This window comes from Saccharopolyspora sp. CA-218241 (assembly GCF_050954615.1).
GTDB lineage: Bacteria > Actinomycetota > Actinomycetes > Mycobacteriales > Pseudonocardiaceae > Saccharopolyspora > Saccharopolyspora cebuensis.
Map to the genome: position 1 here is coordinate 2,072,195 of NZ_CP191860.1, position 14,412 is coordinate 2,086,606.

At 75.3% G+C, this 14,412-nt stretch carries 13 protein-coding genes and 1 pseudogene; 4 read left to right on the forward strand and 10 right to left on the reverse strand.

All coding sequences use genetic code 11. From position 1 onward, the window contains the following. Positions 1-4: 4 nt before the first annotated feature. From ACQP0T_RS10135 to mftA, 9 genes and pseudogenes are all read right to left on the reverse strand, one after another. Complete coding sequence (locus tag ACQP0T_RS10135; RefSeq protein ID WP_345361691.1) at positions 5-304, reverse strand: ferredoxin family protein; 300 nt, start codon at positions 302-304, stop codon at positions 5-7. Between the two features lie 8 nt (positions 305-312). Beyond that, complete coding sequence (locus ACQP0T_RS10140; protein ID WP_433872444.1) at positions 313-1,614, reverse strand: FAD-dependent oxidoreductase; 1,302 nt, start codon at positions 1,612-1,614, stop codon at positions 313-315. Continuing rightward, positions 1,604-2,044: an FAD-binding protein gene (locus ACQP0T_RS10145; protein ID WP_433872446.1), complete on the reverse strand. Its 441-nt coding sequence runs from the start codon at positions 2,042-2,044 to the stop codon at positions 1,604-1,606. Before ACQP0T_RS10145 ends, ACQP0T_RS10140 begins: the two co-directional genes overlap by 11 nt. Beyond that, the gene (locus tag ACQP0T_RS10150) at positions 1,933-2,613 is read right to left on the reverse strand and encodes a hypothetical protein (RefSeq protein WP_433872448.1); all 681 of its coding nucleotides are present in this window, start codon (positions 2,611-2,613) and stop codon (positions 1,933-1,935) included. The genes ACQP0T_RS10145 and ACQP0T_RS10150 overlap by 112 nt, the downstream gene beginning before the upstream one ends. Then, positions 2,610-4,562 (reverse strand): mycofactocin system FadH/OYE family oxidoreductase 2, encoded by a 1,953-nt coding sequence (locus tag ACQP0T_RS10155; protein ID WP_433872450.1) that lies wholly within the window; start codon positions 4,560-4,562, stop codon positions 2,610-2,612. Before ACQP0T_RS10155 ends, ACQP0T_RS10150 begins: the two co-directional genes overlap by 4 nt. Beyond that, a complete protein-coding gene (locus ACQP0T_RS10160; protein ID WP_433872451.1) occupies positions 4,559-6,535 on the reverse strand; it encodes a mycofactocin system FadH/OYE family oxidoreductase 1 in 1,977 nt (658 codons plus the stop codon). The genes ACQP0T_RS10155 and ACQP0T_RS10160 overlap by 4 nt, the downstream gene beginning before the upstream one ends. Beyond that, positions 6,496-7,686, reverse strand: a pseudogene (gene mftC / locus ACQP0T_RS10165) (mycofactocin radical SAM maturase). The gene ACQP0T_RS10160 and the pseudogene mftC overlap by 40 nt, the downstream one beginning before the upstream one ends. Continuing rightward, positions 7,683-7,970 carry a mycofactocin biosynthesis chaperone MftB gene (gene mftB / locus ACQP0T_RS10170; protein WP_345361673.1) on the reverse strand — a complete coding sequence of 96 codons (288 nt, stop codon included), beginning with the start codon at positions 7,968-7,970 and terminating at the stop codon, positions 7,683-7,685. The pseudogene mftC and the gene mftB overlap by 4 nt, the downstream one beginning before the upstream one ends. A gap of 8 nt (positions 7,971-7,978) precedes the next feature. Then, positions 7,979-8,083, reverse strand: coding sequence for a mycofactocin precursor MftA (mftA, locus tag ACQP0T_RS10175; RefSeq protein ID WP_345361670.1), 105 nt, complete (start codon positions 8,081-8,083; stop codon positions 7,979-7,981). Positions 8,084-8,168: 85 nt separating this feature from the next. Here mftA and mftR point away from each other — a divergent pair, with 85 nt between their 5' ends. From mftR to ACQP0T_RS10195, 4 genes are all read left to right on the forward strand, one after another. Continuing rightward, positions 8,169-8,792, forward strand: a complete 624-nt coding sequence (mftR, locus tag ACQP0T_RS10180; protein WP_433872453.1) for a mycofactocin system transcriptional regulator — start codon at positions 8,169-8,171, stop codon at positions 8,790-8,792. 85 nt (positions 8,793-8,877) lie between these two features. Beyond that, positions 8,878-10,467 (forward strand): phytoene desaturase family protein, encoded by a 1,590-nt coding sequence (locus ACQP0T_RS10185; protein WP_433872454.1) that lies wholly within the window; start codon positions 8,878-8,880, stop codon positions 10,465-10,467. An 83-nt stretch (positions 10,468-10,550) separates the two neighbouring features. Continuing rightward, positions 10,551-11,840, forward strand: coding sequence for an amidohydrolase family protein (locus ACQP0T_RS10190; protein WP_433872456.1), 1,290 nt, complete (start codon positions 10,551-10,553; stop codon positions 11,838-11,840). Between the two features lie 89 nt (positions 11,841-11,929). Beyond that, positions 11,930-13,354: a sugar porter family MFS transporter gene (locus tag ACQP0T_RS10195; protein WP_433872458.1), complete on the forward strand. Its 1,425-nt coding sequence runs from the start codon at positions 11,930-11,932 to the stop codon at positions 13,352-13,354. 23 nt (positions 13,355-13,377) lie between these two features. Here the strand turns inward: ACQP0T_RS10195 and ACQP0T_RS10200 are convergent, their stop codons facing one another. After that, positions 13,378-14,217, reverse strand: a complete 840-nt coding sequence (locus ACQP0T_RS10200) for an SAM-dependent methyltransferase (protein WP_433872460.1) — start codon at positions 14,215-14,217, stop codon at positions 13,378-13,380. Positions 14,218-14,412 lie beyond the last annotated feature (195 nt).

Consider the following 14,412-nt stretch of genomic DNA (forward strand, 5'->3'; position numbering starts at 1 on the left):
CCCCTCACCCCCGCCGGAAGACGACGCCGTCGCCGCCGTCCGGGTAGGACCAGGACAGCGCGCCCTCCCGGTTGCACACCTGGTAGCAGGTACCGCACTCGAAGCACTGCTCGTAGTTGAACAGCACGCCGCCGTCCGAGGTCGGCACGAACAGGTCCGCCGGGCACGCCGTCACGCACGCCTTGGTGGTGCACGACCGGCAGACCTCGGTGTCGACGGTGATGTGCGGACGCCGCCCGACGCGGAACTCCACCGAGGCCATCCGGTCGGCGAACGCGATGTCGTCGTAGTGCCGCGAAGCCATCTCTCCTCCTATCCGAAGATCCGCAACGCCCGCCAGGCGTCGGCGGCGAGCCGGGGCAGCCCGATGCCGCGCCGCCGGGCGCCGCGCCGCAAGGACCGCAGCAGCCCGGGTTTCGGCTCGGGGTTGCGCACCGTGAAGACCTCTTGGGTCAGGTCGCAGACCAGACCGGGGTAGGCGCGCTGCACCCGGTCGGAGAGCACGAAACCCGGTGCGCCGCGCAACCGCCGGTGGTCGGCGAGCACGAACGAGTCGGCCAGCCGCGCGCGGTACCCGGCCAGGCCGCGTCGCGAGGTGTCGCCGCCGCCGATCGCCTCGGCCGCCGCGCGGCCCGCCGCCAGCCCGGAGCCGATCGCGAAGTTCACGCCCTCCAGCCAGAGCCCGGCGGCCAGGCACATCGACGCGGCGTCCCCGGCGATCAGCAGCCCGTCGGCCGCCAGCGGCGGCATGGTGCGGTAGCCGCCCTCCGGGATCAAATGCGCCGAATGCTCGACGACCTCGGCGCCGCGCACGTAGGGCGCGATCGACGGATGCCTGCGCAGGTCGGCGACGACCTCCTCCGGGCGCCTGCCGGAGGCGGTGAGGCCCGGCAGCGAGAGGACCACGCCGAGCCCGACCGTCTCCCGGTTGGTGTAGAGGAATCCGCCGCCGGGGATGTCGCCGGTGCAGCCGATCATCTCGATGTCCACGCCCTCGTCGCCGCGCAACCCGAACCGCTCCTCCAGCACCGGGCGCGGCAGCGCCAGCGTCTCCTTCACCCCGAGGGTGAGGTGCTCGGGGTCGGTCCGCGGCAGCAGCCCGGCTTCCTTGGCCAGGAACGAGTTCACCCCGTCGCAGGCCACCACGAGGCGCGCGGTCAGCTCGCCGCGATCGGTGCGCACGCCGGTGATCGCGCCGCCGGTGTCGCGCAGCAGGCCGGTGGCGGTGGTCGAGGTGATCAGCTCCGCCCCGGCGGCCACCGCCTTGTCCGCCAGCCAGCCGTCGAAGTCCGCGCGGTAGGCGGTCATCCCGTTGTGCGGGGCTTCGCCCCACGCGGTGCTGCGCACGTCGACCGAGACCGAGCCGGTCGGCGTCATCAGCATGGTGCTGCGGCGGGTGACCCAGCGCTGCACCGGCACTTCCTCCCACCAGCGGGGGACCACCTCGTCGAGCACCCGGCCGTAGACGACGCCGCCGTAGACGTTCTTCGAGCCGGGGAACGGTCCGCGTTCCAGCAGCACGACCTCGGCCCCGGCCCGGGCCAGCTCCAGCGCGGCGGCGGCTCCGGCGGGCCCGGCCCCGACGACGACGGCGTCCACGGCGTCAGCGGTCATGGTCGCCTCCCGGCAGGCCGAGCCGGTGCTCCAGTTCGGCGAGCACGGCGGGGGCGTCGGCCACGATGCCCAGGTCCGCCAGGGCCGTCATCGGGCACGACGGGTCGGTGTTCACGCTGATCACGTGGCGCGGTCGACCCAGCCCGCCGACGTGCTGGGCCGCGCCGGAGATGCCGAAGGCGAGGTACAGCTCGGGATTGACCACCACGCCCGTGGTGCCGATCTGCCGGTCGTGCTCGGCCCATCCGGCGTCGGTGACCACCCGGGTGGCACCGGCGGAGCCGCCCAAGGCGGCGGCGACGGCGGTCAGCCGCGCCATCACCGCCCGACCGTCCGCACCGGTCGGCACCGCCCCGGCCCCGGCGGCCAGGATCCGCCGCGACTCGGCGAGCTCGGTGCTCCCCGGCTCCGGGTCGAGCACCGCCACCACCTCCGCATCCACCCCCGGATGGGTGGTGAGTGAGGGGCACCTTCATCCGGCTTAGTCGGATGAAGGTGCTCCTCACCTGGTTCAACAGCACTTGGGCGGGTGAGGTCGGTGGGATGCGGGGGTGGCACCGGCGGCGGGGTGCCCCGGACCCCGGGGCGCAGGGTCACCACGACCGGACCGGTGAACTCGGCGCGCAGCTCCACCCGGTCGTCCAGCCGGGTCAGCACGGCCTCCTCGCGGGTGCAGCGCACCGCCCCGGCCAGCAGCGGCCGGTCCCACGCCAGCGCCAGGTGCGGGGCCAGATCCCGCCCGTCCGGCGAGGCGGGCAGCACCACCACCGGGACCTCGGCGAGCAGTGGCCGGACCGCCGCGGCCACCGCGTGCGGGCCGGTGCCGCCGAGTTCGAGGCACCACACCTGCCGCGCGGCGGTCAGCGACCGGGCGGCCTCGCCGGTCCCGGTGCCGGTGAGCAGCACCGCGCCGGAGCACTCGGCGGTGGTCTCGTCGGCCCCGGCGGGCAGCTCGCCGTCGCGCACGACCACCAGCGCCACGACCGCCGCCCCGATCACAGCGACGCCCCGATCCGCTCGCCCTCGACCACCGCGGCGTGCGCGCGGCGCGGCGTGAGGCAGTCGCCGACGCGGTGGACGGCGAACGGCGCGTCGGCGAGCTCCCGCCACAGCGCGTCCTCCGGTTCCTGGTGCGTCGCGCAGACCACCCAGTCGAACCGAACCTGCCGCATGGCCCCGGTGGTGTGGGTGAGCACGTCGAGCACGACCGCGTCGCCGTCGGCCGCCGCGCCCAGGACCACCTCGTCGGTACCGCCGGTGATGCCCTTGTCGTGCGCGCGCAGCGCGAAGGTCTCCAGGTCCAGCGTCACGCCGAGGTCCTGCCCGACCACCATGCCCGGGGTGCTGATCCGCACCGAGCAGCCGCGGTCGGCCAGCAGTTCGGCGACCGAGGTGGCCTGGTGGAAGCCCAGCTCGTCGACCACCAGCACCGCACCCGCCGGGCGCGCCCGGTCCTCCAGCACGTCGCGGACGTCGACGACGCGCGCCAGCTCGCCCGCCCACCACGGCCGCTGCGGCCGGGCGCCGGTGGCCAGCACCACGGCGTCGGGCCCGGCGGCGCGCAGATCGTCGGCCGCGACCTCGACGCCGGTGCGGAGCTCGACCCCGCGGCGCAGGCACTCGGCCCGCAGGTTCCGCGTCACGTCGAGGAATTCGGCGCGGCTGGGCACCGAGGCGGCGACCGCGACCTGACCGCCGGTGGTGGCGGAGCGCTCGAACAGGGTGACCCGGTGGCCGCGCTGCGCCGCCGTCGCGGCGGCCTGCAGGCCCGCCGGGCCGCCGCCGACCACCAGCACCCGCTTCGGCCGCCGGGGCGCGGGCAGCGGGGTCGCCTCCCGGCCCGCCCGCGGGTTCTCGATGCAGCCCAGCCACCGGTTCAGCCCCATCCGGCCGACGCACTCCTGGTTGCACGACAGGCAGGTGCGGATGTCGCCCGGGTGGCCGGAGCGCGCCTTGGCGGCGAAGTCGGGATCGGCGATCTGCCCGCGGACCACGCCGACCAGGTCGCAGTGCCCCTCGGCGAGGGCGCGTTCGGCCTGGGCCGGGTCCTTGATGCGGCCCACGCCGACCACCGGCAGCCGCACCGCGCGGCGCAGCGCGTTGGCGATGGGCAGCGCGTAGCCGGGCGGGATCGCCATCGACGCCTCGATCATGTACAGCGTCGAGGTCGCCACGCCGACCGAGGTGTTGAGGTAGTCCACCGCTCCGGTGGCCTCGACCAGCCGCGCCACCCGCACCGCCTCGTCGAGGGTGGTGCCGCCCTCGATCAGCTCGTCGCCGCAGAGCCGCACGCCGAGCGCCCGCTCCGGACCCAGCACGTCGCGCACCGCCGCGATGATCTCCAGCAGCAGCCGCGCCCGGTTGGCCAGCGGACCGCCGTAGTCGTCGGTGCGCAGGTTCGTCGCGGGGGACAGGAAGCCCCGCACGATCGAGGAGTGCGAGCACTGCAGCTCCACGCCGTCGAACCCGCCTTCGGCGCAGTGCGCGGCGACGGTGGCGTACCCGGCGACGATCTCGGCGATCTCGGCGCGGTCGACGGCCTTGGGCACCTCGCGGAACAGCGGGTCGGGCACCGGCGAGGGTGCCCACACCGGGCGCCGCGAGTACATCGAGGACGCCTGTCCGCCGTTGTGGTTGAGCTGGGCGAACACCGGAACCCCGTGCGCGTGCACCGCGTCGGTGATCCGCCGGTAGCCGGGGATCGCGGCGCGGTCGAAGCCGTGGATCAGCTTCTCGTAGGGCCAATCGGTCGGATGCGTGGAGTGCTCCTCGGTGATGACCAGCCCGGCCCCGCCCGCGGCGCGGGCCCCGTAGTACGCCGCGTGCTGGGCGCTGGGCCTGCCGTCCTCGGCGTAGTTGGTCAGGTGGGCGGAGAACACTATCCGGTTCCGCGCGGTGACCGGGCCCAACCGCAGCGGGGTGAACAGGTGGCGGTACGCGGCGCTCATCCGGCCGCCTTCCCGGCGGGCACCGGCGCGGTGGCCCCGACGGCCAGCGCCGCCCGCCTGCCCTCCAGCACCGCTTCGTGCAGCGTCCGGGGTGCGGTGCGGTCCCCGGCCCGCAGCGGTGCGTCCAGCGCCTCGTCGGGCAGCCGGTGTCCGCAGTGGACGACCGCGGCCGCGGGCAGCTCTTCGCGCACCCCGGTGAGCACGTGCTCGACGAGCACCGCCCCGGCCGTCACCGCGCGCGGCACCGACCGGGTGCGCAACCGCACCCCGGCGCGCTGCAACCGGGCGTTGGCGTCGGCGAGGTCGCCGGTCAGCGCGAGCTGGGTGCCCGCGACCGGGTCCGGGGTGAGCAGCGCGGTGTCCCTCCCGGCCGCCGCGAGCAGCTCGGCGACGCCGACGCCCACCGCGTCGCCGACCGGGTCGAACACGGCGACCGGTCCCGCCGGCAGCGCCTCGTCCGCGGTGCCGCCGCGGTCGAGGTGGGCCAGCAGCGCCGCGGCGTCCAGCGCGGTCCCGCCCCGGACCGGGTAGCCGCGCGGACCCGGTACCGAGCCGGTGGCCAGCACCACCTCGCGGCCGACGAGGTCCGCCGCCGCGACCGGGGTGCGCAGCGCGATCCGCACGCCGAGCCGCCGCACCTCGGCGACCAGCCACTCCACCAGCGCCCCGAGCCGGTCGCGGCCGTGCACCCGGGCCGCCCACCGGGCGGCGCCGCCGAGCTGCCCGCCGCGCTCGGCGAGCAGCACGTCGTGGCCGCGCAGCGCGAGCACCCGCGCCGCCTCGAGCCCCGCCGGCCCGCCGCCGACCACCAGCACCTCGCGCGGCGCGGGGTCGGTGCCCGACACCGGCGGGTCCTCGGTCTCGTGGCCGCTGCGCGGCTCGCCCACGCAGGACACGACCGGGTTGCGGGCGTCGCGCACCCGGCACTTCTGGTTGCACAGCACGCACGGCCGCACCCGCTCGGGACGACCGTCGCGCACCAGCGCCACCAACCGCGGATCGGCGATCTGCGCCCGGGTCATCTCCACCAGGTCGGCGACCCCGTCGTCGAGCGCGCGCTGCGCCTGTTCGGGGGAGACCACGCTGCCCTGGAGCACGACCGGCGTCCGCCCGGACACCGCGGTCCGGACATCCCGGCACAGCCCGTTGTTGAACCCGGGCGGGGTGTGCAGGTCGGGTCGGGTGGCCGAGGTGCCCATCGCCGACCCGCGCACCACCACCAGGTAGTCGACGGCGGCGGCGAACTCCGCGGCCAGCTCGGCGCCGCGTTCGGGGGTGATCCCGGCCCACGGCGCGAGTTCGTCGCAGGACAGCCGCAAGCCGAGGACGCCGTCGCCGAGCCGCTCCCGGACCGCGCCCAGCACCTCGCGCAGCAGCAGCGCCCGGTCCCGCCCGTGGGCGTCGGTGCGGTGGTTGGTGAGCCCGGACAGGAACTGCCGCAGCAGCGAGTGCTGCCCGGCGGCGATCTCCACGCCGTCGAGCCCGGCGGCCGACGCGGTGGCCGCGGCCTCGGCGAAACCGGCGACCAGCCGCCGGATCTCGTCCGCTTCCAGTTCCACCGGCAGTTCCCGGGACGCCACGTCGGGCACCCGCGAGGGCGCCCACAGCGCGCGCTGGTGGTACGCCGAGGAACCCTGGGAGCCGGTGTGCCCGAGCCCGGCCAGCACCAGCGCCCCGTGCGGGCGGCACGCCTCGGCCACCGCCGCCCAGCCCGCCGCGCAGTCGGCGGCCAGCGGCGCCCGCTCGTAGGGGTGGTCGGAGGGGTCGACGGAGGCCACCTCGGTGACGATCACCCCCGCCCCGCCCGCCGCCCGTTCGGCGTAGTAGGCGACGTGCCGGTCCGACAGCGCCCGCCCGCGGCCCAGGTTCGTCACGTGCGGCCCGAACAGCACCCGGGACGGCGCGGTGCGCGGGCCCAGCCCGACCGGACCGGTCAGCTCCACGTCGCCCCCGACAGCGGGCTGGAGTCGCAAGGCTTGTCGGGCACCCGGACCGAGGGCATCCCGAGCCGCACGGGGCGTCCCCGGGAGTGGTCCTGCGTCGGGCGGGGCAGCACCGCGGGGTCCACGGAGGACGGATCGGCACCGCCCCGGACGCACTCGGGATCGGGGCCGTCCAGCGGCAGGCCGGTGAAGAACTTCGCCGCCATGCAACCGCCCCGGCACGCGTCGTAGGCCGAGCAGGACGCGCAGGCCCCGGCCGACGAGGGCCCGCGGAGCTCGGTGAACAGCTCCGATTCCCGCCACACCCGGGCGAATCCGCCCGCGTCGCGCACCGATCCCGCGCGGAACGCGTCGTGGATGGCGAACGGGCAGGCGTAGACGTCGCCGACCGGATCGATCAGGCAGACCACCCGCCCCGCCCCGCACAGGTTCAGCCCGGGCAGCGGGGTCGAGCCCAGCGCGTTGAGGTGGAAGAAGGAGTCGCCGGTGAGCACCGAATCGCCGTGCTCGGTCAGCCAGCGGTGCAGGTCGTGCTGCTGCTCGGCGGTCGGGTGCAGCTCGTGCTAGACGTCGGCGCCGCGCCCGGAGGGCCGCAGCCGGGTGATCCGCAGCTGCGCCCCGAGGTCGTCGGCGATGGCCTTGAACTCGTCGAGCTGGCCGACGTTGTGCCGGGTCATCACCACCGAGATCTTCGCCCCGGGCATCCCGGCCTCGGCCAGGTTCTCCAGCGCGCGCATCGCCATGTCGTAGGAACCCGGTCCGCGCACCGCGTCGTTGACCTCGCGGGTCGCCCCGTCCAGCGAGACCTGCACGTCCACGTAGTCGGTGGCCGCCAACCGGGCGGCGCGGTCGCGGTCCAGCCGCAGGCCGTTGGTGGAGAACTTGACGCCGACCTGGTGGGCGACGGCGTAGTCCAGCAGTTCCCAGAAGTCCGGGCGCACGGTCGGTTCGCCGCCGCCGACGTTGACGTAGAAGACCTGCATCCGCTGGAGCTCGTCGATGACGGCCTTCATCTCCTCGGTGCCCAGCTCGTCGGGGTCGCGGCGGCCGGAGGAGGACAGGCAGTGCTCGCAGGCGAGGTTGCAGGCGTAAGTCCACTCCCAGGTCAGGCAGATCGGTGCGTCGAGGCCGGAGGTGAAGTGCTCGACGAGGGAGGGCACGCGTTGCGCGGTGGCGGTCATCGGGACTCCTTCGGTCCGTCGCGGACGGGGACGATCAGCCCGGAGTCGGCGAGGGAGGCCAGCGCCCGCCGGAACGCGCCGCGCCGCTCCGGCGGCACGGTCTCCAGCGCGGCGTCGACGCTCGGGTGCTCGCCGAGCCCGCGCACCAGGTCCACCAGTTCGGGGACCTTGAGGAAGGACAGCCGCCGGTTGCCGAAGTGGTAGGCGAGCGCCCCGAACGGCTCGGGGCGCAGCGCCACGTCCGGGCTCAGCCGGTAGCCGGAGCCGGTGTCGAAGGCGGTCATCGGGCGGTTCAGTAGACGCCGCACATGCCGTCGATGGAGACCTCCTCGACCAGCAGCTCCTCGTCGACGGTCGGTTCGGTGTCGGACGTGCGGGCGGTGCTGTCCTCGCTCATGGCGGGCTTCCTCTCACCTGGGGGCGGTGCCGCGGCCGTCGTGGGGGAGAGTATGTGCACCCAGTGCAGGAAGGGAAGGATTCCGTTGCCGCGTGACACGTCCGGCCCAACCGGGCGCCCGGGCCGCCGCCGCGCCACCTCGCGCGCCGAGCTGGAGCACGTCGCCTTCGAGCTGTTCGCGGAGCAGGGCTTCGAGCGCACCACGATCGACGACATCGCCCGCGCCGCCTCGATCGCCCGGCGCACCTTCTTCCACTACTTCGCGTCCAAGAACGACGTGCCGTGGGGCGCTTTCGACGAGCAGTTGCGGTGGCTGCGCGAGGAGCTGGACCGCTACGGCCCGGACGTCCCGCTGATGGAGGTGATCCGGCGGGTGCTCGTCGACTTCAACCGGGTGCCGCCGGAGGAGGCGCCGTGGCACCGCAGGCGGATGGAACTGCTGCTGCGGGTGCCCGCCCTGCAAGCGCACTCCACGCTGCGGTACCAGGCCTGGCGCCAGGTGATCGCCGAGTTCGTCGGTCGGCGCCTCGGCGAACCGGTCGACGCGCTGGCCCCGCAGGCCATCGCCTACGCCGTCCTCGGCGTCGCGCTGGCCGCCTACGAGCAGTGGCTGGACCGCGACGACGCCGAACTCGTCGCGCTGCTGGACACCGCCGTGCGGGCCCTGGCGAGCGGGTTCGGCGCCTCCACCGAGGACCCGGTTAGGTGAACCGATCAGCTGACGCAGGCGCGGGGGTCCCGCCCGGGTGAGGGCGGCGGTGTAGCGGGCGTGGTGTCCGGGTAGGCCGATCGGCGTGGAGGACTCGGTGGACGCCGTGGTGGTCGGAGGCGGTCCCAACGGCCTGGTCGCGGCGAACCTGCTGGTCGACGCCGGCTGGGACGTCCTCGTGCTGGAAGCCCTCCCGACCCCGGGTGGCGCCGTGCGCAGCGCCGAGCTGATCGAACCCGGGTTCCGCAACGACGTGTTCAGCGCCTTCTACCCGATGGGCGCGCTGTCGCCGTGGGTGGCCGGGATGGGGCTCGCCGAACACGGGTTGCGCTGGCGGCACGCCCCGGCCGCGCTGGCGCACGTGCTGCCCGACGACCGGTGCGCCGTGCTGTCCCGCGACCTCGCCGAGACGACGTCCTCCCTCGCCGGGTTCGCCGGAACCGATGCGCGGGCCTGGCGCGCGGAGTTCGCCACCTGGCGGCGGATCCGCGACGACCTGGTCGGTGCGCTGTTCGACCCGTTCCCCCCGGTGCGGTCCGGGGCCAAGCTGCTGCGCTCGCTCGGCGCGGCCGACGCGCTGCGGTTCGCGCGGCTGGCCACCACCCCCGCCGCGGCCCTCGGCGCGGAGCGGTTCGCGGGGGAGGGCGCCCGGCTGCTGCTGGCGGGCAACGCGCTGCACACCGACCTCGGTCCGCTGCAGGCGGGCAGCGGGCTGTTCGGCTGGCTGCTGTGCATGGCGGCCCAGGACGTCGGCTTCCCGGTGCCGGCGGGCGGTGCGGGCGAGCTCTCCGGGGCGCTGGTCCGGCGGCTGCGGCACCGGGGCGGCCGGATCGACTGCGGACGACCGGTGGCGCGGGTGCTCACCGCGCGCGGCCGGGCCGTCGGGGTCGCCGACGGCGCGGGCGGGCTGGTGCGCGCCCGCCGCGCGGTGCTGGCCGACGTGCCCGCGCCGACGCTCTACCTGCGGCTGGTCGGCCCGGACGCGCTGCCCGCCCGGCTGCTCGACGACCTGGAGGCCTTCCACTGGGACGACGCCACGCTGAAGGTGGACTGGAACCTCGACGGCCCGATCCCGTGGCGCAACCCGGCGGCCGGCCGCGCGGGCACCGTCCACCTCGGCGCGGACCTGACCGGGCTGGCCGACTTCGCCACCCGGCTGGCCACCGGACGCGTCCCGGAGGAACCGTTCCTGGTGCTCGGCCAGATGAGCACCTCGGACCCCGGTCGCTCGCCGGCGGGCACCGAGACCGCGTGGGCCTACACCCACCTGCCGCGCGGTGTCCGGTGGACCGCCGACGACCTGCGCCGGGTCGCCGACCGCGTCGAGCGGACCGTCGAGCGGCACGCTCCCGGGTTCGGCACGCTGGTGCGCGGTCGGCACGTGCAGGGGCCGGCGGACTTCGAGCGGCGCGATCCGGCGCTGGTGGAGGGCGCGCTCAACGGCGGCAGCGCCGCGCTGCACCAGCAGCTCGTCTTCCGGCCGGTCCCCGGGCTCGGTCGCGCCGACACCCCGGTCGACCGGCTGTACCTGGCGGGTGCCTCGGCGCACCCGGGCGGCGCGGTGCACGGCGGCCCCGGGGCCAACGCCGCCCGCGCCGCGCTGGCCCGCGACGGCGTCCTCGGCGAGGTCTACGGCGCGGTCGTGCGCGGGCTGCACGGCGTGCTGCACCGCTGACCCGTTCGCGTGGCGGTGCGGATGCGGTCCGGCGGGCGCGGGCGCAGGCTCCGGCGCGGGCGGCGTTGCGCGGAGGAGGCGGCATGGATCAGCGGCCGGAATCGCTCCTGATCACCGGGGTGCGGGTGTTCGACGGCCTCGGCGACGCCGCGGAGCCGGGCGCGGTGCTGGTCGAGGGCGACCGGATCGCCGCCACCGGGGCGGAGGCGCGGGAGCGGGCGCCGGAGCGGGCCGAGGTGCTCGACGGCGGCGGCCGGGTGCTGCTGCCCGGTCTCACCGACGCGCACGTGCACCTGGTCGCGCTGGGCACCGAGCCCGCCGGGCTCGCGACGGCGAGCGCGGGGCTGCCGCACCTGCGGGCGCTGGAGGCCGCGCGCCGGATGCTGCTGCGGGGCTTCACCGCGGTCCGCGACATGGGCGGGGACGTCGCGGCCGTCAAGCAGGTGATCGACGAGGGGCTGTTCCCGGGCCCGCGGCTCTACCCGAGCCAGGCCGCGCTGTCCCAGACCTCCGGGCACGGCGACTTCGGCGCCGTGCACGAGCCGCCGGTGGCGCTGGGCGGAGCGCCCTCGCGGGCCGAGGAGATCGGGTTCATGCGGGTCGTCGACGGTCCCGAGCGGGTGCTGGCCGGGGCCCGGGAGCAGTTGAAGAAGGGCGCGAGCCAGCTCAAGGTGATGGCCGGCGGCGGGGTGGCCTCCCGCTACGACCCGCTCGGCACGCTGCAGTTCACCCCGGAGGAGCTGCGGGCGGCGGTGCGCGCCGCCGAGGACTTCGGCACCTACGTCGCGGCCCACGTCTACGGCTCGGCGGGCGTCCGGCGGGCCCTGGAGGCGGGCGTGCGCTGCATCGAGCACGGGCACCTCGCCGACGAGCGCACGATCGGGATGCTCGCCGAGCACGACGCCTGGCTCAGCACCCAGCCCTTCGACGTCGACGACCACCACTACCCGACGCCGGAGCTCGCCGCGAAGAACACGATGGTGTGCGATGGCGTGGAGCGGACCCTGCACCGGGCGCGGGAGCACGGGGTGCCGCTGGCCTTCGGCACCGATCTGCTCGCTCCCGCCGAGGCGCACCGGCAGGGCGCGATGCTGGCCCGGCTCTCCCGCTGGTTGAGCCCGGTCGAGGCGCTGCGCATCGCCACGTCCGGCAACGCCGCGCTGTTCCGGATGGCCGGGGAACGGGATCCGTACCAGCAGGTGATCGACGGTCACCCGACGGCTCCGTTGGGGGTCATCCGACCGGGCGCCTTGGCGGACCTGCTCGTCGTCGAGGGGGACCCGACCCGCGACCTCGGTGTGCTCGCCGATCCCGCGGCCAACCTCGCGCTCGTGGTCAAAGGCGGCCGGATCTGGAAGAACTCGCTGGGCTGACGCCGGTTTGCCCGCAGGCGCGGCGGACCGCAAGCTGAACCCGTTGCGGACCAGCAGGTCCGGGCCGCGTCGGCACGAAGGGGTGTGGGATGCAGGCGTTCTCCAGCGATCCGGGAACGGAGGGCCCGCTGCGAGCGGTCCCGGGCCCCGCGACGCGCACGGTCTGGATCTGGGCGTCGACGATCGCGGTCGGCGGGTTCCTCTTCGGCTTCGACACCGGGGTCATCTCCGGTGCGCTGCTGTTCATCAAGCGCGAGTTCGGTCTGACCGCCTTCGAGCAGGGCAGCGTGGTGAGCGTGCTGCTGCTGGGCGCGATGGTCGGCGCGCTGGCCGCGGGCTGGCTCGCCGACCGGTTGGGACGGCGCGCGGCGCTGGGCGTCGAGGGGCTCGTGTTCCTCCTCGGCACCGCTCTCGCGGTCACCGCCACCGGGTACTGGACGCTGGTGCTGGGCCGGGTGGTGCTCGGCGTGGCGGTGGGGGCCGCCTCGGCGACCGTGCCCGCCTACCTCTCCGAGATCGCCCCGAAGCGGATCCGGGGCAGGCTGCTGACCCTGAACCAGCTCATGATCACCTCCGGGATCCTGGCCGCCTACCTGGTGAACCTGGCGTTCTCGGCGGGCGGGCGGTGGCGGGAGATGATCGGGGTCGGCGCCCTGCCCGCGCTGGTGCTGCTCGCCGGGGCCGCGTTCTGGCTCCCGGAGACGCCCGCCTGGCTGATCGCGCACGGCCGGGTGGACAAGGCCCGCGCGGTGCTCCGGTCGATCGCCCGCCCCGAGGAGGTCGACGACCTCGTCCACCGGTACCGGTCCGAGGGCGGGCCCGGACCGGGCGCCGATCGGGGGCGCTCCGGCTGGCGGGTGCTGCTCGCCGCGTCGGTCCGCCCGGCGCTGGTGGTGGGGCTGCTGCTGGCTGCCGTGCAGCAGTTCGGCGGGATCAACACGATCATCTACTACGCGCCGACGGTCATCGAGGGCACCGGGATCAGCGCGGGCAGCTCGATCTTCTGCTCGGTGTTCATCGGCGTCATCAACCTGGTGATGACGCTGGTGGCGATCCGGTTCATCGACACCCGCGGCAGGCGCCGGCTGATGCTGGTGTCGCTGGCCGGGATGACGGTCTCGCTGGTGCTGCTGGGGCTGTCCTTCGTGCTCGTCCTGGACCCGGCGCTGTCGCTGGTGTTCATGGTGCTCTACATCGCGGCGTACTCGGCCGGGCTCGGCCCGGTGTTCTGGGTGCTGATCGGCGAGGTGTTCCCGCCGCACGCGCGGGCGGTGGGCTCCGCCGCGTCCACCACGGTCAACTGGCTGGCCAACTTCGTGGTCAGCCTGACGTTCCTGACCGTGGTGAACTCGATCGGCACCGGTCAGACGTTCTGGCTGTTCGCGGTGGTGTGCGCGTTCGCCCTCTGGTTCGTCGCCCGCTACGTCCCGGAGACCGGCGGGCGGGAGTTCGACGAGGTCGACACCGCGCTGGCCGAGCGGTTCGGCAGGCGCCGGCCGCAGCGGACCGCCTGAGCCCCACGCCGCGTCCGATGTGGTCAGCGGGGGTCGATCCGGCGGAAACCCAGCAGCGCGACGGCGGCGGTGCCGGAGTGCAGGGCGTCGAGCTCGTGGCGCAGCACCCGCTCGTACCCGGTCACCAGGTCGGTGCCCCAGCGCCGGTGCAGCTCCTCGCGCTGCCCGGTGAGCCGCCGCAGCCACTCCCGGTGGGTGCGCACCGCGTCGTCGCGCAGCAGCACCGAGTGGGTGGGCTGCCAGAGCCCGAGGCAGCTCGCGCCCAGGTCGCTCGGCCGCACGAAGCAGCGGTGCCCGCCGACGCCCTCGATCAGCCGCTGCTGGGCCGGGGACGGGGTGGCCCACCGGATGTCCGGCATCGCCAGCACTTCCAGCGCGAGCTTGGCGCCGCGCCGGGTCCAGTCGTGCAGCCGCTGGAAGAAGTCCCGGTAGCGCTCCAGGTGCCGGCCCGCGCGCGCCTCGGAGTAGCGGGTGGTGTGCTCGAGGAGCTGGGCGCAGACCACCGCGTCGAACCGCTCGGCGGGCGCGTAGTCCCGGTAGTCCGCGCACTCCACGTCGATCACGCCGGACCGGGACGCCGCGTCCCGGCAGTACCGCGCGGACCGGTCGACGCCGACCGCCACGGCGTCGCGCCGGACCGCGAGGTATTCCAGCAGTCCGCCGGAGCCGCACCCCACGTCGAGCACCCGGGCGCCGGAGCGCACCCCGGCGAGGTCGGCGAGCCGGGCGAACTTGGCGGTGTGCGCGGCGCCGAGGTCGGTGGCGTCCTGCCACAGGCCGCAGCTCGTCGTGGCGCGCTGGTCGGTCCAGGCGCGGAGGAACGCGGTGTCGACGTCGTCGAGCGCGGTGGACATCTCGGGCATGGGTTCTCCTGGTGTTTCAGCCCGTCGGGAGTTCCGCGGCGACGGCCGCTGGGTCGATTCAGAACCGCAAGCTAGCAGTCCCGCCGCCGCCGGTGCGGGCGCGCGAGCAGCGTCACTCGAACGCCACCGATACCCCGGGTTTCCATGCCATGGAGTTAAATCCGATCGTGTTGCCCGAGTGCGCGGACCATTCTC